The sequence below is a fragment of the Allobosea sp. genome (assembly GCF_036675845.1).
Classification (GTDB): Bacteria; Pseudomonadota; Alphaproteobacteria; order Rhizobiales; family Beijerinckiaceae; genus Allobosea.
Genome location: NZ_JAKFED010000051.1, coordinates 1 through 19,944, shown reverse-complemented (window position 1 = coordinate 19,944; position 19,944 = coordinate 1). Strand labels below are relative to the sequence as shown.

Here is a 19,944-nt window from a genome sequence, read left to right as displayed (position 1 = left end):
TGGTTCCAGCGCGCTCTGGAGCATCCTTCGAGACGCCGCTGCGCGGCTCCTCAGGATGAGGGCTCGCGAGAAGGATAGGGGCAATGGCACCACGTTCCGGCGGGCAGATCCTCGTCGACCAACTCCTGATCCACGGCGCGACCGATGCGTTCTGCGTGCCGGGCGAGAGCTATCTTGCCGTGCTCGACGCGCTGCACGACGCTTCGCTCAAGGTCACCATCTGCCGGGCCGAGGGCGGCGCAGCCATGATGGCGGAAGCGGCCGGCAAGCTGACCGGCAAGCCCGGCATCTGCTTCGTGACGCGGGGCCCCGGCGCGACCAACGCCTCGCCGGGCATCCATATCGCCGACCAGGACTCGACGCCGATGATCCTGTTCGTCGGCCAGATCGAGCGCGGCATGCGCGAGCGCGAGGCCTTCCAGGAGCTCGACTACCGCGCCGTGTTCGGCACGATGACGAAATGGGCGACCGAGATCGACGATGCGGCGCGCATCCCCGAGATCATCAGCCGCGCCTTCCATGTCGCGACCGCAGGCCGCCCCGGCCCGGTGGTGATCGCGCTGCCCGAGGACGTGCTGACCGACCTCGCCGACGTCGCCGATGCCGAGCCCTACCAGGCGACCGAGACGCACCCTTCCCCGCTGCAGACCACCGACCTGCAGAAGCGGCTCTGGGCGGCGAAGTCGCCGGTCGCGATCCTCGGCGGCTCGCGCTGGGACCCGCAGGCGATCGAGCGCTTCCAGCGCTTTGCCGAGCGCTTCGACCTGCCGGTCGCGGTCTCCTTCCGCCGGCAGATGCTGTTTCCCGCCGATCATCCGAACTTCGCCGGCGATCTCGGCATCGGCCCCAATCCGAAGCTCTTGAAGCGCATCCAGGCGAGCGACCTCGTCCTGCTGGTCGGCGGGCGGCTTTCGGAGATGCCGAGCCAGTCCTACACCCTGTTCGGCATCCCCAATCCGGGACGGCCGCTGGTGCATGTCCATCCCGATCCGGAAGAGCTCGGCCGGGTCTACAAGCCGACGCTGGCGATCAATGCCTCGCCGACGGCCTTCTGCGCCGCGCTCGATACGGTGCACCCGCCGCAGGAGATTCCGTGGGCGGGCGCCGCCGCCGAGGCGCATGAGGCCTATCTCGGCTGGAGCGAGCAGCCGGCGCCCGTCGCCGGCACGTTCCATCCCGGCGAGATGGTGACCTGGCTGCGGCGGACGCTGCCGGCCGACGCCATCCTGTGCAACGGCGCCGGCAATTACGCGACCTGGGTGCACCGGTTCCACCGCTTCACCAGGTTCGCGACGCAACTCGCCCCGACCTGCGGCTCGATGGGCTATGGCGTGCCGGCCGCGATCGGCGCCAAGCGGCTCTTCCCCGAAAGAACAGTGGTCGCCTTTGCGGGCGATGGCTGCTTCCTGATGAACGGGCAGGATTTCGCCACGGCAATGCAATACGAACTGCCGGTGATCGTCGTCGTCATCGACAACGGCATGTACGGCACGATCCGGATGCACCAGGAGAAGCACTATCCCGGCCGCGTCTCGGCGACGACGCTGAAGAACCCGGACTTCGCCGCTTACGCCAAGGCCTTCGGCGGCCATGGCGAGCGGGTCGAGACCACGGCCGAGTTCGCCCCGGCCTTCGAGCGCGCGGTCGCGAGCGGCAAGCCGGCGATCATCCACTGCCTGCTCGATCCGGAAGCGATCACCCCGGCGAAATCGCTGTCGACGATCCGGGCCGAGGCCTTCGCGGCTCAGGCGTCACAGGACGCCTGAGCCCTCGCGGCGAAACCACATCCGGCGCAGCAGGCCGTCCCGCCAGACGAACTGGTGGACCAGCGCTGCGCCGAGATGGATGAGGCCCAGCACGATCAAGCCGCCGAAGGCCAGGTCGTGCAGGGCCCGCATCAGCTCATAGGTCGCCTTGTCCGGCCCGATCGGGTGAGGCACCGCAAACCAGCCGAAGTACAGGGTCGGGATCTGGATCGGGGCTGCCGAGACCGTCAGCAGCCCGGTCACCGGCAGGCCGATCAGGCAGAGATAGAGGCCGGCATGGACGGCCTGCGCCGCCCGGTGCTGCCAGACGCTCAGGCGCAGAGGTTCCGGGGCCGGCAGGGCGAGGCGGAGCGCGAGCCGCAGCACGACGAACAGAGCGAGCGTCAGGCCGATGGACTTGTGCCATTGGTACCAGATGAATCGGCCGAAGAGATCGCGGCTCTCATCGAGCATCACGCTGGCGATGGCATATTGGCCGGCAATGAGCAGAACCGTCAGCCAGTGCAGGCCGATGAGGGCAGGATGCCAGCCTGGCGGCCTGGCGAGTGCTCCCGTCATCGCGAAAGCCGCCCCTTGATCGCGATCTCGACCTGATCGTCCACGATATTGACGTCGCGGCCGATATCGAAGGCCGCGCGCGAGAAGGCTGCGCCAGCCTGGAACTGCAACCGCCCACCACGCTCGGCCGCGCCGGGATCGTCACCGGCCACGGCTGTCGCGGTCACCTGATGGGTGATCGACCGAATGGTCAGCCTCCCTTGGATCGCCAGGCTGCGCTCTCCCGTGCGGGTCACCTCCTCCGAGACGAAGCTGGCGAAAGGGTGACGGGCGGAATCGAGCATGCTCTCGCCCTTGATGAAGTCGTCGACGAGCGCTGTCCCGGTCCGCAGCGAGCCCGTCTCGATCCTGATCCGGATGCGACTGCGCTCGGGGCGCCGGAAATCGAGCGCCACGACCCCCTCATAGCGCTGGAACTGGCCGGTGGCGGTCGGCACGCCGAACCGGCGCGCGACAAAGCCGATCTCGCCCGCTCCCGGCCGAAGCGGCCAGGACGTCTGGGCAGCCGCCGCATCGGCTGCAACAAGCGCGAGAACAAGCAAGGCGGTGCGGTTCATTCGATCAGGGGCTGCCCGAAACATGGCTTTGCGTTGACGGAAGCGACCTCACACGAAGAGTTGAAACCGGTGCCACGGCCGAACCGGCAGAGCCGTCGCGGGCCCAGCGATCATTGCCTGCCGAGCCAAGCCAGCCCGGGCCAAATCGCTCCCGACGATCCGCGCCGAGCCACTCGCCGCGAAAAGCCGACTGCCGGCGCCATTGAACTTTCTGGTTCGAGCCTCGTTTCAGAAAGCACGAGCAGGGAGCAGGACAATGACGCGGCGGACGATTCTGGCGATGGGAATGGCGGGCGCGATCGGGCTCGCCTTGGCACCGCAGGCGCACGCTGCCGGCTTCTTCGACGATCTGGCGCGCGTCTTCGGCACGCGCCCGGTGCCGCCGGCGGCGATCGGCTACCCGATGGAGATGATGGAGATGACGGTCAAGCCGAAACGCCAGAAGCCGCGCGCGGCGGCGGCGGCGGCGAAGCCGGCTGTCAAGCTCGACCCGGCCAGCGATGCCTACTGGTATCTGCGCGATCCGACGCTGCGCAAAGGCGATATCGTCGTGACGCGCAGCGGCGTCGTCGTCTTCGACGGACGGGCGTCGTCCGAACATGTCGCCAGCGATTTCACGGCCCTGGGCGAGACGCGCCGGGTCTCGAAGGCGCAGCAGCAGGCGATCCAGGCAGGGGCCGCGGGCGGGCGCGCCTTCTTCGCCAGCAACCCGCCTGCGGCGACACTCGCCGCGGTGCGGGAGGTCGAGGCCGAAGCCTCGGCCGCACCGGCTCAGTAGGTCGCGCGGCCGCCCGACAGATCGAACACCGCACCGGTCGAGAAGCTGCACTTCTCGCTGGCGAGCCAGGCGACGAGCTCCGCCAGTTCCTCGACCGTGCCGAGCCGCTTCAACGGGCTCTTGGCGACCATCGTCGCGACCGTCTCTTCGCTCATCTGTAGCAGTAGCTCGGTCTCGATCGCGGCCGGAGCGACGGCATTGACCAGCACGCCGCTGCCGGCGAGTTCCTTGCCCTGGGCCTTGGTCAGCGCGATCACGCCGGCCTTGGCGGCGCTGTAGGCGGCGAGCGTCGGCGTGCCCTCCTTGCCGGCGAGCGAGGCGATGTTGACGATGCGGCCATAGCGGCGCGCCAGCATCGCGGCCGCGACCGCGCGCGAGCACAGGAAGGTGCCGGTCAGGTTCACCGCCTGGACCTTCTGCCATTGCGCCAGCGGCGTCTCCGCCACCTTGGTCGAAGGGCCGGTGAAGCCGGCATTGTTGACCAGCACGGCGACCGGGCCATGCTCGCGCTCGGTCACCGCAAGCGCTTCGGCGACCTGCGCCTCGTCGGAGACGTCGCAGGCGACGAAGCCATGGCCGCCGGCGCCGGGCGCGAGATCCCAGACCACCGGTTCGAGCCCGTCCTGCGCCAGCCGGGCAGCGACGGCGCGGCCGATGCCCTTGGCGCCGCCGGTGACGACAGCGATGCGGGCCGAGAAGCCTGCGCTCACGCGGCCTTCGCCTCTTCCAGCCGAGTGGCGACCAGCTTGCGCAGGCCGCGCAGATCCTTGACGAAGCCGCGAATGCCTTCGGCCAGCTTCTCGCTGCCCATCGCATCCTCGTTCATGGCGAAGCGGAAGGCCTTCTCGTCGAGGACGAGCCGCTCCGGCGCCTTGCCCGGATTGTCGGGCGAGAGCTGGCGCGGCAGTTCCCCGGTCGCGGCCTCAAGCTCGTCGAGCAGGCCAGGGCCGATGGTCAGCCGGTCGCAGCCGGCGAGCGCCTCGATCTCCCCGGTGTTGCGGAAGGAGGCGCCCATCACCACCGTCTCGATGCCATGGCTCTTGTAGTAGCCGTAGATGTTGCGGACCGAGACGACGCCGGGATCGGTCTCGGGCGTGTACGGTCCGCCACCGGCCTTGACGTGCCAGTCGAGGATGCGGCCGACGAAGGGCGAGATCAGGAAGGCCTTGGCATCGGCACAGGCGACCGCCTGCGGCAGCGAGAAGAGCAGGGTCAGGTTGCAGTCGATGCCCTCGCCCTGCAGCACACGGGCGGCCTGGATGCCTTCCCAGGTCGAGGCGACCTTGATCAGGATGCGCTCGCGCCCGACGCCGCGCTCGGCATAGGCGGCGATGATGGCGCGGGCCTTCTCGATCGAGGCCTGCGTATCGAAGGAGAGGTCGGCGTCGACCTCGGTCGAGACGCGGCCGGGGACGATCTTCGCCAGTTCGGTTCCGAAGGTCACGGCGAGCCGGTCGCAGACGGCATTGACCGCACCCGCGCCGCCCTGACGCCTGCCCCAGGCGATCGCCTCGTCGACGTGGGGCGCATAGGCCGGGGTTTCGGCCGCCTTCAGGATCAGGGTCGGGTTGGTGGTGCAGTCCACTGGTTTCAGGCGCCGCACGGCCTCGATGTCGCCGGTGTCGGCGACGACGGTGGTCATGGCGCGAAGCTGTTCGAGCTTGGAAGCGGTCATCTATCTACCCTTGGAATGTGCGGCCAGGCTTTCCGCCAATATGGCGCCTGCCGCGCGTCATTGCGAGCACAAGCGAAGCAATCCAGCGTTGCGTCACGTCGGCTGGATGCTTCGTCGGCCTCGCCTCCTCGCAATGACGGCGAGGCGCCGTCAGCTCTTGACCGCGCCCGAGGTCAGCCCCGCGACCATGTTGTTGCGGAAGCCGTAATAGATCACCGCCGGCGGGATGGCGTAGATCAGGCCGGCCGTCATCAGGAGGTTCCACGGCGCGTCGTCGGCCGAGAGGAAAAGCCCGAGACCGACGGCGAGCGGCAGCTCCCTCTCGCTGGAGAGCAGCAGGAAGGCGTAGAGATACTCGTTCCAGGCGAGCAGCAGCGCATAGATGCCGATCACCACCATGGATGGCTTCATCAGCGGCAGATAGACCATCCGGAAAAGCTGGAGCGAAGTCGCCCCATCCATGATCGCCGCCTCGTCGAGCTCCTTCGGCAATTTGTCGGAAGCCTGCTTCAGCACCCAGATCGCATAGGGCGAGGCCAGCGCCACCATGGCCAGGATCAGCGCGGTGCGCGTGTTGAGCAAGCCGAAGGTGCCCATCGCCTTGTACATCGGGATGGCGAGAAAGGCGGCCGGGATCAGATAGGTCGCCAGCGCGAAATTCATGATCGAGCGCCCGCCGGGCGCCTTCAGCCGCGAGATCGCGAAGGCCGCGCAGGTCGCGATGAACAGGGTGAGCAGCCCGGTCGAGATCGCGATCAGGAAGCTGTTGAAGAGCTGCAGCCAGAAATTGTTGAGGTAATAGTGCTGCTGGTTGAAGACGATCTGGAAGTTCTGCAGCGTCGGCTTTTCGGGCCAGAGCTTGCCGGCCAGCATCGCTTCCTGGTTGGAGATCGACAGCACGAAGAGATGGTAGATCGGCAGCAGCGTCCAGAGCAGGACGGGGATGGCGATCAGGATCAGCTTGCTCTCGTCGAGGAGCCTTTTCATCATTCGGCTCCCTTCGAGAGGCGCTTCACCATGAACCAGACCATGGGCAGGATCAGCGGCATGGCGACGATGATCGAGGCGACGCCGAGATCGAGGTTGTTGTTGCGCATATAGCGGATGCCGAGCGTCGCCAGCACATGGTTGAGATCGCCGGGACCACCGCCGGTGAGCAGGTAGACGCTGTTGAAGTCGCCCAATGTCCAGATCATCGAGAGCAGCGTCGAGGTCACGTAGAGCGTCGCCAGCGAGGGCCAGGTGATGAAGCGAAACTGCTGCCACTTATTGGCGCCGTCGACGCTGGCGGCCTCGTAGAGGTCCTGCGCGATGGCGAGCCGCCCGGTGACCAGGATCAGCGTCCAGAACGGCAGCGACTTCCAGATATGCACCACGATCGAGCTCGCGAAGGCGAGCGTCGGATCGGTCAGCCAGCCCGGCCCCTCCATGATGCCGAACCACTGGAAGAGCTGCTGGTTGATCATCCCGTTCTCGGGATTCAGCATCACCCGGAAGGACAGGATGGTCGGGATCGAGGGCACCGCCCAGGGCAGGATGAAGAGCACCAGGACGAAGCGGACCCAGGCGCGCTGGGCGACGAAGAACCCCGACAGGAAGAGCGCGATCAGGAATTTCAGGTTCACCGCGACGAACAGGAAGATGACGGTGTTGACCACGGTCCGGAAGAAGATCGGGTCCGCGAACAGCGCCTTGTAGGATTCGAAGTTCAGGCCGATCCAGAGGCCGTAGGCGACCGGATAGACCACCATCACGGCGAAGACGAGGATATAGGGCGCGAGCATGAGCACGCCCCAGAAGGCGCGGTCGCGCGCCTGCCCGGAGGTCGCGTCGCTCGAAGCCAGGCTGGAGGCTGCCATCGTTGCGGCGGTCATCTTCTTGTTCTCCTTCTGCGCCCGGCCATTCGAGACGGGTCAGCATCCCGCGGCGAGAGGCCGCGGGATGCCTTGACTGTCAGGCAGCGAGGCCAGGCGTCAGCCGGCGATCTGCTTGATGCGGGCGATCATCTCGTCGGTCGCCTGCTCAGGCGAGACCTTGTCGACCAGTACGCGGTTGACGGCCTTGGCCCAGACGTTCTCGGCATTCACCGCCGTGAACTTGTAGTTGTAGACGAACTGGAACGGGATCGTGCCGGAGCTGAATTGCTTGTAGACCAGCGCGCGGTGCGGATCCTTGCCGTCGGTCCAGAACGGGCTGGCGAGGCCGGACTTGGTGGTCGGCAGCCAGCGGCCGAGCGAGCCCTCGACGAAGGGGCGCAGATTCTCGTCCTTCATCATGAAGGCCATGAACTCCTTGCCGCGCTTCTTGTTCTTGCCGTCGGCGAAGACGACCGCGGTTTTCACCGCAGCCAAATTCGGCAGCGGCTTGCCGTCGGGCTTGTTCGGGAACTGGGTGGTGCGGATGTTGTCGTAATAGTTCTTCTTGGCCTGGTCGCGCTGCTCTTGCGTGAGCGCGGCATTGTTCATGTCGTCGAGATGCTTGGACGCGATCGAGATCGTCGCGTTGTGCGTCATCGCGATCGTGCGGTTGTGGAAGGCGACGTTGTTGTCGGGATCGAGCCAGTTGACCGAGGACGGCGGAGTGCAGCCGCGCGACGAGATGCTGGCGTAGTCCTTGACCGCCGCGACCATCGCCGCCTTGTTCTTCGGCTCGTCGAGCACGATCTTGCCGCTCTCGTCGACCACCTTGGCGTCATGCGCGTTGGCGAAGGTCAGGAAGCTGTAGAAGGTGTCGGAGGCCGCGACACCCAGCGGATGACCGACGGCATACATGCGCTTGCCCTTGGCGCGCAGCGCGCCCTGGACCTTGTCGCACCAGAAATCCCAGTAGCCGTTCCAGCTCTTCGGGATGTCGCTTTCCTTGAAGCCGGCCTCTTCCAGCAGATCCTTCCAGTAGGTGATATGCATCATCTGCTGCTGGACCGGGAAGGCGTAGTAGGCCTTCTTCTTGGTCTTGTCGTTCATCAGGAAGGTGGTGACGAGCGCATCCGGCAGGATGTCGCCCTTCAGCGGCTCGATGACGTCGGTGACGTCCTCGAGCTTGCCCTCGAAGGCCCACTGTCCGGTGGTGCGGAAATCATAGGTGGTGCAGAAGCCGACATCCGGCGGCGTGCCGGCCTGAACCGCGCCGACCGACTTGGTGACGCAATCCTCGGTCGCGTAGAGGGAGAGGTCGACCTTGACGCCGGTCGCCTTCTGGAACTTGTCGACGACGGAGAGCAGCGCGTCGTCCTCGCCCTTGTAGAAGCCCTTGGTGAACCAGACGGTCACCGTCTCCTGCGAAAGGGCAGCACCGGACCAGCCGACCGCAAGTGCGGCCAGGGCAGCGCCTCCCACCAGGCTACGCATTGATTTCATCGAAAACCTCCCATTTAAAACGTTTAGATTCAGCGTTTCTCGCCGCCTTGGGCCGAACCCTAGTCGAAAAGCCCCCCCATAAACAAGCCGTCCGAATGCCTGAAATTCGCACAATCCAGACATCGGGGGAGCACCGGCCGCGCGCCCCGCCCCCGGACCGCGCGTCGGCGCCTGCGCCGGCGGCTGGTCGCACGCGAGAGCAGCATTGTCATGGATGTGTCGTCAACGCGGCTTAACCGCCTCGCGGAGGAGCCGCACACCGCGCCATCGGAATGCGGATGCAAGCCTTCCCTCCACAAGGTCCACCGGAGACTTCCATGCGCTCATACGCAATCGCCGCCGCGCTCGCGCTCGGCCTCGCCCTCCCCGCCGTCGACGGCGCCGCCGCGGTACAGGGCAAGCTCGTGCTCTACACCAGCCAGCCCAATACCGACGCGCAGCAGACGATCGACGCCTTCAAGGCGAAGCACCCGGATGTCGAGATCAGCTTCGTGCGCGACGGCACGCCGCGCGTGATGGCGAAGCTGCGGGCCGAATTCGAGGCCGGCGCGCCGCAGGCCGACGTGCTGCTGATCGCCGATGCGGTGACGATGGAAGGCCTCAAGAAGGAAGGCCGCCTGCTCGCCCATGACAAGGCGCAGACCGAGGCCTACCCGGAGGGCATCCACGACCCCGCCCGCTTCTGGTTCGCCACCAAGCTGATCACCACCGGCATCGTCTACAACACCAAGGCGGCGCTGAAGCCGGCGAGCTGGCTCGACCTCGCCAGGCCCGAGGCGAAGAACCTCCTGGCGATGCCGAGCCCGCTGAACTCGGGCGCGGCGATGATCCACACCGTCACCCTGACCGGCAACCTGCCGGGCGGCTGGGACTTCTACGAGGCGCTGCAGAAGAACGGGGCGCTCGCCTCGGGCGCCAATGGCGACGTCCTGCGCCAGGTCGCCACCGGCGAGAAGCTCTACGGCATGATCGTCGACTTCATGCCGATTCGCGAGAAGGCCAAGGGCGCTCCGGTCGAGTTCGTCTTCCCCAAGGAAGGCGTCTCGGCGGTCGGCGAGCCGGTCGCGATCCTGAAGAACACCAGGAACCCGGAAGCCGCCAAGGCCTTCGTCGACTTCCTGATCTCGAAGGAAGGCCAGGAGCTCGCGCTGAAGCAGGGCTATGTCGCCGCCCATCCGCAGGTGGCGCTGCCGGCCGGCTATCCGGCCCGCGACGCGATCAAGCTGATGCCGTTCGACGCCGCCAAGGCGCTCGCCGACGAGCCGGCCGCGCGCAAGCGCTTCAGCGCGATCTTCGAGTGAAGCCCTGCCGCGAACCGGGCCCGGGCGCGCGGACATGACGCTCGCCGCCCCGACAGAGCTGCCGCAGCCCGGGCTGCGGCAGGCGCGCTTGCGTCTGGCGCTGCCGCCGTTTCGGCTGCCCGCCGGCCTCGGCCTGCCGGTCGCGGTGGCGCTCGCCGCGGCGCTGCTCGGCGCCCTGCCCTTCCTGCGGCTCGCCATCGCCGCCTTCGCGCCCGGCTGGCAGTTCGCGCCGGGCGCCGCCTTCGCCGAGATGGGCAGCCGGGCTGCGGTCAGGGCGACCTGGCACAGCTTCGAGACCGCGGGCTTTTCGGCGCTCGGCGCGCTGCTGATCGGCGGCACATTCGCGCTGCTGCTCGCCGTCACCGATCTGCGCGGCAAGCGCCCGCTCGCCTTTTGCCTGGTCTTCTCGATGATGGTCGCGCCGCAGGTGGCAGCGCTCGCCTTCCTCAGCCTGTTCGCGCCGAATTCGCCGGCGCTGGCGCTGCTCGGGCTTTCTCCCGCGCCCGGCACGCAAAACCCGATGCTCGGCCGGTTCGGCATCATCCTCGTCATGGCGCTGCATCATGCGCCGCTGGTCGCGATCACGCTCTGGACCGGCCTGCGCAGCGTGCCGCATTCGCTGGTCGAGGCGGCGCAGATGGAAGGCGCCTCGCCGCAGACGATCGTCGGGCGGATCCTGCTGCCGGTGCTGCGGCCGCAGATCGTCGCCGCCGCCCTGCTCGCCTTCGTCGCCGGCATCGGCAATTTCGGCATCCCGGCCCTGCTCGGCCTGCCGGTGAACTACCTCACCCTGCCGACGCTGATCTATCGCCGGCTCTCGAGCTTCGGCCCGGAAGGGCTGCCGGACGCGGCGGCGCTCTCGCTGCTGGTGGCGCTGGTCGCCGGGCTCGGCATCGTCGCCGGCATGCTGGCAATGCGGCGGGGCGGCGGCAGGGTCGAGATCGAACGGCCCTTGCAGCCGTTCTGGCGGCTCGGCCGCGCCCGCCCGCTCGTTGCCTGCGGCCTCTGGCTGCTGCTCGCGCTCAAGCTCGGCCTGCCCTTGCTCGCCTTGCTCGGCGAGGCGCTGACGCCGGCGCTCGGCGTGGCACTTTCCTGGCAGAGCCTGACCTTCGACAAATTCGCCGAGGTGCTGCTGCGGCAGGACGTGACGGTGCGCGCCTTCCGCAACTCCTTCCTGTTCGCCGGCAGCGCCGCGCTGATCCTGGCGCTGACCTCGATCGCCTTCGCCTATGCGCTGGAGCGGCGCATGGGCCGGTTCAGGCGCGCGGTCGAGCTGGTGATCGAACTGCCCTATGCGCTGCCCGGCGTGGTGCTCGCCATCGCCTGCATCCTCTTGTTCCTGAAGCCGCTGCCGCTGCTCGGCGTCAGCCTCTACGCCACCCCCTTCATCATCCTGTTCGCCTATCTTGCGCGCTTCCTGCCGCTGGCGCTGAAGGCGCCGGTCGCGGCGATGGCGCAGATCGAGGCGCATCACGAGGAGGCGGCGAAGCTCGACGGCGCCACGCTCTGGCAGATGCTGCGCTTCATCGTCGCTCCGATCCTGGCGCCGGCGGCGACGGTGAGTGCGCTGATGGTCTTCCTCGTCGCCTTCAACGAGCTGACCGTCTCGGCCCTGCTCTGGTCTTCCGGAACCGAGACGCTCGGCGTCGTGCTGTTCAGCCTGAAGGAGGCCGGGCTCGCCGGCGAGGCGGCAGCGGTCGCGATCAGCGCCTCGTTCGTGATCCTGCTGACCATGCTCGGGCTCGACCTCGCCGGGCGGCGCCTGCCGGCGCAGATCCTGCCCTGGCGGATATGACAATCCCGGCAGGCAGGGCTGACCCGCCGCTCGCGCCGTGGCCGGAGGCGGGGCATTTAAGCCGGCGTTTACCCTTCGCCGTCAACGTCGCGGCGTGCGGGCCGGGTCATGCCATCGACCACCCGCCATCGACCATCGAGCGCGACGAACCGGCGCGCCCCGAGGACCACGCCTATGAAGTACCGCGCCTCCGTCCGGGCCAACGCCACGCCCGATCAGGATGACCGGCCCGATCAGGACGACCGGAAGATTCTCGTCGTCGAGGACTCCAAGACGTATTCGCTAGCGTTGTGTCGCCGCCTGACGGACGAAATCGGCCTGCCTCTGGTCGCCTGCCGATCGCTGAACGAGCTGCACGAGGCCGTCACGGAGAACCGCGCGCCCTACACCCTGGCGGTCGTGGATCTGAACCTCCCCGACGCTCCGCATGGCGAAGCCATCGACTTCACGGTCCAGCGCGGCATCCCGACGATCGTCCACACCGCCAGCTTCGACATCGAGACGCGCAACCGGATCATGGAGCGCGACGTCATCGACTATGTCCCGAAGGACAGTGCCTTCGCGCTCGACATGGTCGTGAGCGCCGTCGGCCGCGCCTTGACCAATCGCGAGACGCGCATTCTCGTCGTCGACGATGTCACGGCAACGCGCAAGCTGCTCGCTCGGATGCTGAGAGTGCAGCAATACGACGTGATCGAGGCCGGCTCGGGAACCGAGGCGCTGTCGCTTCTCGAAACGACGCCCGACCTTCGGCTCGTCGTGAGCGACTACAACATGCCGGACATGGATGGCTACGAGCTGACGCGGCGCATTCGCCGGCGCTTCCCGGCCGACAAGCTGCGCGTGATCGGGATTTCCTCGTCCAGCGACCGCATGGTCTCGGTCGGCTTCCTCAAAGCCGGCGCCAATGACTTCATCTCCATGCCCTTCGTTCCCGAAGAGCTGCAGTGCCGGATCGCGAGCAATGCGGAGACGCTGGCGCAGCTCGCCCAGCTGCATGAGCTGGCGTCGCGCGACGCCCTGACCGGCCTGTTCAACCGCCGGCATTTTTTCGAGCAGGCGCCGAAGCTGATCGCCGAGGCGCACAGGCGCAAGCTGAAGAGTGCGATCGCGATCCTCGACATCGACGATTTCAAGCAGCTGAACGACAGCCATGGCCACGACCTTGGCGACCGGGCGCTGGCAAGCGTGGCGCGCTGCCTCGCGCAGTCGGTCGAGGGCAGCAGCACGCTGCTCGCCCGCATCGGCGGCGAGGAATTCGCCATCCTGTTTCCCGGCCTCGATGCCAAGGCGGCCATGCGCCGGAGCGACCATGTCCGGCTCGATGTCTCCCATGAGACCGTGACGCTCGGCGCGCACCAGGTCGCTCTCACCGCCTCGATCGGCGTGGCGGAGATCGACGAGGACGGAAGCTTCGACCAGGCGCTGATCGCCGCCGACCGCGCGCTCTATGCCGCCAAGCGCGAAGGCCGCAACCGGGTCTGCATCCAGGCGGCCTGATGCCGCGCGCCGCAGGGCTCAATCGGCCAGGGCGACCGGCTGCGCGGCGGCGCCGGCAGGCTGCTCCCCCATCAGCAAGGCGCGGGAGGACTTCGCCTCGCGCACGATGAAATCGACGATGGCCCGGACGCGGGCGACCTCCTTCAGGTCGGCATGGACCAGCAGCCAGAAGGAACGCGTGATCGAGACGCTTCCGGGCAGGACCGGTACCAGCCGGGGCTCGGCGGGCACCATGAAATGGTGGATGACGCCGATGCCGGCCCCGGCGGCGACCGCGTTCATCTGGGCGATGACGCTCGAGCTCTGGATCTGGGCCCGCAGGCCCTTGGCGATCTCGTCGAGATAGTCGAGCTCGGGGGTGAAGATCAGGTCGTCGATATAGCCGACGATGCGATGGGCGAAGAGGTCCTCCGGCGCCGTGATCGGCGGCATCGAGTCGAGATAGCTCTGCGAGGCGTAGAGGCCGAGCCGGTAGTCGCAGAGCTTGCGCGCCACGACCTTGCCCTCCTTGGGCGGCGCCAGGGTGATCGCGACATCGGCCTCGCGCTTCGACAGCGAGAGCAGGCGCGGCATGGCGATGAGCTGGAGCTCGAGCCCCGGATAGGCCTTGGCCAGCGACGCCAGGCGCGGTGCCAGGAACGAGGTCCCGAAACCGTCCGGCGCGCCGATCCGGACCGTTCCGGACAGGGCCATGTCGGCGCCGCCGATCTCGCTCTGGATGGCGAGCGCCTCGGTCTCCATGCTCTCGGCCTTGGCCAACAACTGCTCGCCATGCCCGGTCAGCGCGTAGCCCTGCGGCCGGCGCTCGAACAGCTTGGCCTTGAGCGATTCCTCCAGCGAGGTGATGCGGCGCGAGACCGTGGCATGGTCGGCGCCGAGCCGGCGGGCCGCGGCCGTCAGCCGGCCGGAGCGGGCGACGGCGAGGAAGAAGCGCAGATCGTCCCAGTCGAACCGTTCCATGACGCTCCCTCCATATCTGCTTTTCTGCACGACATCTGCCACAAACTACCTATAGCCGTGCACAAACGATAATGGTAGGGGTAACCGCAAGCAGGACTTTCGCAGCACAATCAGGGAGGACGCCATGCGTCAGGTCGGTCATTTCATCGGCGGCAAGCATGTCGCCGGCACATCCGGCCGCACGGCCGACATCTACCAGCCGATGGACGGCAGCGTGATCGGCAAGGTCGCGCTGGCCTCGCAGGCCGAGCTGCGCGCCGCGGTCGAGAACGCCGCCGAGGCCCAGCCGAAATGGGCGGCGGTCAACCCGCAGCGCCGCGCCCGCGTGCTGATGAAGTTCCTCGACCTGATCGCGCAGAACAATGACGAGCTCGCCGAACTGCTCGCCCGCGAGCACGGCAAGACCATTCCCGACGCCAGGGGCGACATCCAGCGCGGCGTCGAGGTCGTCGAGTTCTCGCTCGGCGTGCCGAACCTGATGAAGGGCGAGTTCACCGACGGCGCCGGCCCGGGCATCGACATCTACTCGCTGCGCCAGCCGCTCGGCGTCGTCGCCGGCATCACCCCGTTCAACTTCCCGGCGATGATCCCGCTCTGGAAGCTCGGCCCCGCCATCGCCTGCGGCAACGCCTTCATCCTGAAGCCGTCCGAGCGCGATCCCGGCGTGCCGATGCGCCTGGCCGAGCTGTTCGTCGAAGCGGGCGGCCCTCCCGGCATCCTCAACGTCGTCAACGGCGACAAGGAAGCGGTCGACGCCATCCTCGACGATCCCGACATCAAGGCCATCGGCTTCGTCGGCTCGACCCCGATCGCCGAATACATCTACGCCCGCGGCTGCGCCAACGGTAAGCGGGTGCAGTGCTTCGGCGGCGCCAAGAACCACATGGTCATCATGCCGGATGCCGACATGGACCAGGCGGTCGATGCGCTGATCGGCGCCGGCTACGGCTCGGCCGGGGAGCGCTGCATGGCGATCTCGGTCGCCGTCCCGGTCGGCAAGGCCACCGCCGACGAGCTGGTGAAGCGGCTCATTCCGCGCGTCGAAAGCCTGAAGATCGGCCCCTCGACCGATTCCTCCGCCGATTACGGCCCGGTCGTCACCAAGGCGGCGATGGAGAAGATCAGGTCCTATGTCGATGTCGGCATCGGCGAAGGTGCCAAGCTCCTCGTCGACGGGCGCGACTTCAAGATGCAGGGCTACGAGAACGGCTTCTATGTCGGCGGCTGCCTGTTCGACAACGTCACCAAGGACATGCGGATCTACAAGGAGGAGATCTTCGGCCCGGTGCTCTCCGTGCTGCGCGCCGAGAGCTATGACGAGGCGCTGAAGCTGACCAACGACCACGAATACGGCAACGGCACCGCGATCTACACCCGCGACGGCGATGCGGCGCGCGACTTCGCCTCCAAGGTCCAGGTCGGCATGGTCGGCATCAACGTGCCGATCCCGGTGCCGCTGGCCTATTACACCTTCGGCGGCTGGAAGCGTTCCGTCTTCGGCGACCTCAACCAGCACGGCCCGGATTCGATCCGCTTCTACACCAAGACCAAGACGGTGACGGCGCGCTGGCCCTCCGGCATCAAGGACGGTGCGAGCTTCGTCATCCCGACGATGGGTTGAGGAGCGACCGCGGCAGTGATATCATTTCCGATATCACTGGGACTTTGGTCATGGCTCAGGTTCTGATCCGCAATATCGACGATGAGACGATAGCTTCGCTGAAGGCGCGCGCCGAGATGAACGGGCGCTCGCTGGAGCAAGAGTTACGGAACATTCTCAAGAGCGCGGCGCCACTGACCCCGGACGAACTCGTCGCAGCCTCCCGTCGGTTGAGATCGGCCTTCGCCAAGGAAGAAGTCGATGTTCGAGCGGCGATACGATGGGGCCGCGACGATGAGTTCGAGGATCTGGAGCTGGCCTTCGATCGGCAATGACCCATGTCGTGGACGCCAGCGTCGCGGTGCGATGGACGATAGCGATGCCGCTATCGGAGGAGGCGGAGCTGCTGCTTCACAAAGGCCGCCCTCTCATCGCCCCCGACCTGGTGATCCCGGAAGTCACCAACGTTCTGCTGATGAATATCCGGGACCGTGCCGATCGTGTGCAACGCGCGCTTGACGGTCTCGAATTCCTTCCGCGCTGGTTCGCGCATTTGGAGCCGTCGGTCTTCTTGCGACACCGCGCAATGACTTACGCGATGGAAATCGGTCATTCGGCCTATGACTGCTTCTACCTCGCCTTGGCAGTGCGCGAGAATGCGCGAATGGTGACGACAGACGAGGTTTTTATCCGCAAAGTCGAAGCATCCGCCTATCGCCCGCATATCATTCATCTCGCGGACTGGAAGCCATGACCGCCTTCGCCCTGACCGAAGACCAGATCGCCATCCGCGACATGGCGGCGTCCTTCGCCGCCGAGACGCTCGCGCCGCACGCCGTGCGCTGGGACGAGGAGAAGCATTTCCCGGTCGAGGAGATGCGGGCCGCCGCGGCGCTCGGCATGGGCGGTATCTACATCCGCGACGATGTCGGAGGCTCGGGGCTCTCGCGGCTCGACGCCGCGCTGATCTTCGAGGCGCTCTCGACCGGCTGCCCGACGGTCGCGGCCTATATCTCGATCCACAATATGTGCGCCTGGATGATCGACCGCTACGGCGCGGACGAGCAGCGGCAGGCCTTCCTGCCGAAGCTCTGCAGCATGGAGCATCTGGCGAGCTATTGCCTGACCGAGCCCGGCGCCGGCTCGGACGCCGCGGCGCTGAAGACCAGGGCGGTGCGCGACGGCGACCACTACGTGCTCGACGGCCAGAAGCAGTTCATCTCCGGTGCCGGCGTTTCCGACATCTATGTCGTGATGGTGCGCACCGGCGAGGCCGGACCCTCTGGCATCTCGACCATCGTGGTCGAGAAGGGCACGCCCGGCCTCTCCTTCGGCGCCAATGAGAAGAAGATGGGCTGGAACGCCCAGCCGACGCGGGCGGTGATCTTCGAGAACTGCCGCGTACCCGTCGCCAACCGGATCGGGCCGGAGGGCATCGGCTTCAAGATCGCCATGGCCGGGCTCGATGGCGGGCGGCTCAATATCGGCGCCTGCTCGATCGGCGGGGCGCAGGGCGCCCTCGACAAGGCGCTCGGCTATGCCCAGGAGCGCAAGGCCTTCGGGAGCCGCATCGCAGACTTCCAGGCGCTGCAGTTCAAGCTCGCCGACATGGCGACCGAGCTGGAAGCGGCGCGGACCTTCCTCTGGCGCGCGGCGGCAGCGCTCGACGAGAAGACGCCGGACGCGACCAAGCTCTGCGCCATGGCCAAGCGCGTCGCCACCGATACCGGGTTCGAGGTCGCCAACCAGGCGCTGCAGATCCATGGCGGCTACGGCTATCTTGCCGATTACGGCATCGAGAAGATCGTGCGCGACCTGCGCGTCCACCAGATTCTCGAAGGCACCAACGAGGTGATGCGGATGATCGTGGCGCGTTCGCTGGTCGGCCGCGCCAAGGGGAATTGAAGGCGCGGGGAACCCTCTCCCGGAGGGAGAGGGCAGGGTGAGGGGTAGGCCGCTGGACCAGTTCCGCGAGCGCTCACCGCGCGATCGGGTTCAGGCCAACGATTTCTGGCCTACACCTCACCCCTGCCCCTCTCCTTACAGGAGAGGGGTTCCCCGTGCTCATCGAGGCAGGTTCGAGGACTTCAGGGAGTAACCAATCATGACCAGCATCGCCTTCATCGGGCTCGGCAATATGGGCGGGCCGATGGCCGGCAACCTCGTCAAGGCGGGGCACACGGTCCGCGCCTTCGACCTGTCGCAGGCGTCCAAGGATGCAGCGGCCGAACTCGGCGTCGGCATCGCCGCTTCGGCAAGGGAGGCGGTGGCGCAGGCCGAGATCGTCGTCACCATGCTGCCGGCCGGCAAGCATGTGCTCGGCGTCTTCGCCGATATCCTGCCCGCGGTGCAGCCGGGCACGCTGGTGATCGATTCCTCGACCATCGACGTCGAGAGCGCCCGCAAGGCCCATAAGCTGGCGGCCGAGCGCGACTGCCTGTCGCTCGATGCCCCGGTCTCGGGCGGCGTCGGCGGGGCGAAGGGCGCGACGCTGACCTTCATGGTCGGCGGCAGCGACGAGGCCTTCGCCAAGGGCGAGCCGATCCTTTCCGCCATGGGCCGGCGGGTCGTCCATTGCGGCGAGGCCGGCAACGGCCAGGCGGCAAAGATCTGCAACAACATGATCCTCGGCATCTCGATGATCGGCGTCTCGGAAGCCTTCGTGCTGGCCGAGAAGCTCGGCCTGTCGCATCAGGCGCTGTTCGACGTCGCCTCGACCTCGTCCGGCCAGTGCTGGTCGCTGACCACCTATTGCCCGGTGCCGGGCCCGGTGCCGACCTCGCCGGCCAACAACGAATACAAGCCGGGCTTCGCCTCGGCGCTGATGCTGAAGGACCTGAAGCTGTCGCAGGAGGCGGCCCAGGCAGCCGGAGCCTCGACGCCGCTCGGCGCCGCCGCAGCCCAGCTCTACGGCCTGCACAATGCCTGGGGCGAAGGCGGCACGGATTTCTCCGGCATCATCCATCTGTTGCGCGGCCGCACGGAGGTTTGAGCGGCGCTCGCAGCGGGTCGCCGGCGAACATTCGCGCGCATAGGAATTCTTCTGATTCGGCCGTTCCGGTCGAACCGAAAGCGCGCGTCTCTCACCAAAGGGTTAGAGCAGGATTCTTGCGAAAAACCGGTTTCCACTTTTTCGCATCCTGCTCTAGGACGGAAGGCATGAACGACGCCTCCCACCGCCGCGAACGCTCCGCCCAGACCGGCTTCGCCACCAGCAATCTCGATCGGCATGCGGAGCTCCGGGACAGGCCGGACGAGGTCGCACGCCTGCGCGGCCTGCCGGAGGCGCGCTTCGCAATGGTCGCAGGCGAGACGCCGCTGCTGCTGCGCACCGGCGCCGAGACGCAGACCGTCTGGTTCGAAGCCGCCAGGGCCGACGGGCTGGGCGAGATCCAGGACGAGGTCTTCCTCGGAACCGCCCCGGACGGCAGCCCGCGCTTCGGCCGCCTGCTCGACAAGGGCCTCCTCGACGGGCTGCGCGAACAGGCGACGCTGCTGGTCACCGACCTGCGCAGCGTCGCGCTGAAGCGGCTGGTTCCGAAGGAGGAGCTCGGCCCGCTCGGGGAGAGCAAGGCCCTGCTCGACTGGCATGCGCGCCATCGCTGCTGCGCCCAGTGCGGCGCCGCCACCAGGCTCGGCTCGGCCGGCTGGAAGCGGCAATGCGAGGCTTGCGGGGCCCAGCATTTCCCGCGCACCGACCCGGTCGTGATCATGCTCGCCGTGCGCGGCGACAAATGCCTTCTGGCGCGGCAGGCGCGCTTTGCGCCCGGCATGTATTCCTGCATCGCCGGCTTCGTCGAGCCGGGCGAGACCTTCGAGGACGCGGTGCGCCGCGAGACCTGGGAGGAAGCCGGCCTGCGCACCGGCACGGTCCGCTACGTCGCCTCGCAGCCCTGGCCGTTCCCCGGCTCGCTGATGATCGGCTGCCTGGCCGAGGCGCTGAACGACGACATCGTGCTCGACGGCACGGAACTCGAGGCCGGGCGCTGGTTCTCCCGCGAGGAGGCCCTGCAGATGCTCGAGGGCCGTCACCCCGACAACCTGTTCTGCCCGCCGCATATGGCGATCGCCAACACGATCCTGAAGGCCTGGGCGGTG

The 19,944-nt window shown here is 67.4% G+C and carries 19 protein-coding genes; 11 read left to right on the top strand and 8 right to left on the bottom strand.

What is annotated here, in order from left to right; genetic code table 11:
- The first annotated feature begins 83 nt into the window (after positions 1-83).
- Complete coding sequence (locus V6M56_RS05150; RefSeq protein ID WP_332681839.1) at positions 84-1,766, top strand: thiamine pyrophosphate-binding protein; 1,683 nt, start codon at positions 84-86, stop codon at positions 1,764-1,766.
- Here the strand turns inward: V6M56_RS05150 and V6M56_RS05145 are convergent.
- Together V6M56_RS05145 and V6M56_RS05140 are read right to left on the bottom strand one after the other, a co-directional pair.
- A complete protein-coding gene (locus V6M56_RS05145) occupies positions 1,752-2,324 on the bottom strand; it encodes a cytochrome b (protein WP_332681838.1) in 573 nt (190 codons plus the stop codon). The genes V6M56_RS05150 and V6M56_RS05145 overlap by 15 nt on opposite strands.
- Entirely contained in the window at positions 2,321-2,881 is a 561-nt protein-coding gene (locus tag V6M56_RS05140) for a YceI family protein (protein ID WP_332681837.1), read from the bottom strand. The genes V6M56_RS05145 and V6M56_RS05140 overlap by 4 nt, the downstream gene beginning before the upstream one ends.
- Positions 2,882-3,137: 256 nt before the next feature.
- Between V6M56_RS05140 and V6M56_RS05135 the strand changes: the two genes are divergently transcribed.
- Positions 3,138-3,659 (top strand): hypothetical protein, encoded by a 522-nt coding sequence (locus V6M56_RS05135; protein WP_332681835.1) that lies wholly within the window; start codon positions 3,138-3,140, stop codon positions 3,657-3,659.
- Here V6M56_RS05135 and V6M56_RS05130 read toward each other — a convergent pair.
- The 5 genes from V6M56_RS05130 to V6M56_RS05110 form a co-directional block, all read right to left on the bottom strand.
- Positions 3,653-4,369 carry an SDR family oxidoreductase gene (locus tag V6M56_RS05130; protein ID WP_332681833.1) on the bottom strand — a complete coding sequence of 239 codons (717 nt, stop codon included), beginning with the start codon at positions 4,367-4,369 and terminating at the stop codon, positions 3,653-3,655. The genes V6M56_RS05135 and V6M56_RS05130 overlap by 7 nt on opposite strands.
- Complete coding sequence (gene tal / locus V6M56_RS05125) at positions 4,366-5,334, bottom strand: transaldolase (protein ID WP_332681832.1); 969 nt, start codon at positions 5,332-5,334, stop codon at positions 4,366-4,368. The genes V6M56_RS05130 and tal overlap by 4 nt, the downstream gene beginning before the upstream one ends.
- 150 nt (positions 5,335-5,484) lie before the next feature.
- Positions 5,485-6,324, bottom strand: a complete 840-nt coding sequence (locus V6M56_RS05120) for a carbohydrate ABC transporter permease (protein ID WP_332681831.1) — start codon at positions 6,322-6,324, stop codon at positions 5,485-5,487.
- Positions 6,321-7,208 carry a carbohydrate ABC transporter permease gene (locus tag V6M56_RS05115; RefSeq protein WP_332681830.1) on the bottom strand — a complete coding sequence of 296 codons (888 nt, stop codon included), beginning with the start codon at positions 7,206-7,208 and terminating at the stop codon, positions 6,321-6,323. Before V6M56_RS05115 ends, V6M56_RS05120 begins: the two co-directional genes overlap by 4 nt.
- A gap of 99 nt (positions 7,209-7,307) precedes the next feature.
- Positions 7,308-8,690 (bottom strand): ABC transporter substrate-binding protein, encoded by a 1,383-nt coding sequence (locus V6M56_RS05110; RefSeq protein ID WP_332681829.1) that lies wholly within the window; start codon positions 8,688-8,690, stop codon positions 7,308-7,310.
- Between the two features lie 317 nt (positions 8,691-9,007).
- Between V6M56_RS05110 and V6M56_RS05105 the strand changes: the two genes are divergently transcribed.
- From V6M56_RS05105 to V6M56_RS05095, 3 genes are all read left to right on the top strand, one after another.
- On the top strand, positions 9,008-9,991 hold the full coding sequence (locus V6M56_RS05105; protein ID WP_332681828.1) for an ABC transporter substrate-binding protein: 984 nt from the start codon (positions 9,008-9,010) through the stop codon (positions 9,989-9,991).
- A gap of 34 nt (positions 9,992-10,025) precedes the next feature.
- Positions 10,026-11,786 (top strand): ABC transporter permease, encoded by a 1,761-nt coding sequence (locus V6M56_RS05100; RefSeq protein WP_332681827.1) that lies wholly within the window; start codon positions 10,026-10,028, stop codon positions 11,784-11,786.
- A gap of 174 nt (positions 11,787-11,960) precedes the next feature.
- Entirely contained in the window at positions 11,961-13,286 is a 1,326-nt protein-coding gene (locus tag V6M56_RS05095; protein WP_332681825.1) for a GGDEF domain-containing response regulator, read from the top strand.
- A gap of 18 nt (positions 13,287-13,304) precedes the next feature.
- Here the strand turns inward: V6M56_RS05095 and V6M56_RS05090 are convergent, their stop codons facing one another.
- The gene (locus V6M56_RS05090) at positions 13,305-14,246 is read right to left on the bottom strand and encodes a LysR family transcriptional regulator (RefSeq protein WP_332681823.1); all 942 of its coding nucleotides are present in this window, start codon (positions 14,244-14,246) and stop codon (positions 13,305-13,307) included.
- A gap of 124 nt (positions 14,247-14,370) precedes the next feature.
- Between V6M56_RS05090 and V6M56_RS05085 the strand changes: the two genes are divergently transcribed.
- From V6M56_RS05085 to nudC, 6 genes are all read left to right on the top strand, one after another.
- Positions 14,371-15,867: a CoA-acylating methylmalonate-semialdehyde dehydrogenase gene (locus V6M56_RS05085; protein ID WP_332681822.1), complete on the top strand. Its 1,497-nt coding sequence runs from the start codon at positions 14,371-14,373 to the stop codon at positions 15,865-15,867.
- 50 nt (positions 15,868-15,917) lie between these two features.
- Complete coding sequence (locus V6M56_RS05080; protein WP_332681820.1) at positions 15,918-16,181, top strand: FitA-like ribbon-helix-helix domain-containing protein; 264 nt, start codon at positions 15,918-15,920, stop codon at positions 16,179-16,181.
- Positions 16,178-16,600 (top strand): type II toxin-antitoxin system VapC family toxin, encoded by a 423-nt coding sequence (locus V6M56_RS05075; protein ID WP_332681818.1) that lies wholly within the window; start codon positions 16,178-16,180, stop codon positions 16,598-16,600. Before V6M56_RS05080 ends, V6M56_RS05075 begins: the two co-directional genes overlap by 4 nt.
- A complete protein-coding gene (locus V6M56_RS05070; protein WP_332681816.1) occupies positions 16,597-17,751 on the top strand; it encodes an isobutyryl-CoA dehydrogenase in 1,155 nt (384 codons plus the stop codon). Before V6M56_RS05075 ends, V6M56_RS05070 begins: the two co-directional genes overlap by 4 nt.
- Positions 17,752-17,950: 199 nt before the next feature.
- Complete coding sequence (gene mmsB / locus V6M56_RS05065; RefSeq protein ID WP_332681814.1) at positions 17,951-18,838, top strand: 3-hydroxyisobutyrate dehydrogenase; 888 nt, start codon at positions 17,951-17,953, stop codon at positions 18,836-18,838.
- 167 nt (positions 18,839-19,005) lie between these two features.
- The coding region (gene nudC / locus V6M56_RS05060; RefSeq protein ID WP_332681813.1) for an NAD(+) diphosphatase at positions 19,006-19,944 on the top strand (939 nt) is incomplete at its 3' end.

Coding starts and splice junctions, on each gene's coding strand:
- V6M56_RS05150 (WP_332681839.1), top strand. CDS start 84: ATGGCACCACGTTCCGGCGGGCAGATCCTCGTCGACCAACTCCTGATC.
- V6M56_RS05145 (WP_332681838.1), bottom strand. CDS start 2,324: ATGACGGGAGCACTCGCCAGGCCGCCAGGCTGGCATCCTGCCCTCATC.
- V6M56_RS05140 (WP_332681837.1), bottom strand. CDS start 2,881: ATGAACCGCACCGCCTTGCTTGTTCTCGCGCTTGTTGCAGCCGATGCG.
- V6M56_RS05135 (WP_332681835.1), top strand. CDS start 3,138: ATGACGCGGCGGACGATTCTGGCGATGGGAATGGCGGGCGCGATCGGG.
- tal (WP_332681832.1), bottom strand. CDS start 5,334: ATGACCGCTTCCAAGCTCGAACAGCTTCGCGCCATGACCACCGTCGTC.
- V6M56_RS05120 (WP_332681831.1), bottom strand. CDS start 6,324: ATGATGAAAAGGCTCCTCGACGAGAGCAAGCTGATCCTGATCGCCATC.
- V6M56_RS05115 (WP_332681830.1), bottom strand. CDS start 7,208: ATGACCGCCGCAACGATGGCAGCCTCCAGCCTGGCTTCGAGCGACGCG.
- V6M56_RS05110 (WP_332681829.1), bottom strand. CDS start 8,690: ATGAAATCAATGCGTAGCCTGGTGGGAGGCGCTGCCCTGGCCGCACTT.
- V6M56_RS05105 (WP_332681828.1), top strand. CDS start 9,008: ATGCGCTCATACGCAATCGCCGCCGCGCTCGCGCTCGGCCTCGCCCTC.
- V6M56_RS05100 (WP_332681827.1), top strand. CDS start 10,026: ATGACGCTCGCCGCCCCGACAGAGCTGCCGCAGCCCGGGCTGCGGCAG.
- V6M56_RS05095 (WP_332681825.1), top strand. CDS start 11,961: ATGAAGTACCGCGCCTCCGTCCGGGCCAACGCCACGCCCGATCAGGAT.
- V6M56_RS05090 (WP_332681823.1), bottom strand. CDS start 14,246: ATGGAACGGTTCGACTGGGACGATCTGCGCTTCTTCCTCGCCGTCGCC.
- V6M56_RS05085 (WP_332681822.1), top strand. CDS start 14,371: ATGCGTCAGGTCGGTCATTTCATCGGCGGCAAGCATGTCGCCGGCACA.
- V6M56_RS05080 (WP_332681820.1), top strand. CDS start 15,918: ATGGCTCAGGTTCTGATCCGCAATATCGACGATGAGACGATAGCTTCG.
- V6M56_RS05075 (WP_332681818.1), top strand. CDS start 16,178: ATGACCCATGTCGTGGACGCCAGCGTCGCGGTGCGATGGACGATAGCG.
- V6M56_RS05070 (WP_332681816.1), top strand. CDS start 16,597: ATGACCGCCTTCGCCCTGACCGAAGACCAGATCGCCATCCGCGACATG.
- mmsB (WP_332681814.1), top strand. CDS start 17,951: ATGACCAGCATCGCCTTCATCGGGCTCGGCAATATGGGCGGGCCGATG.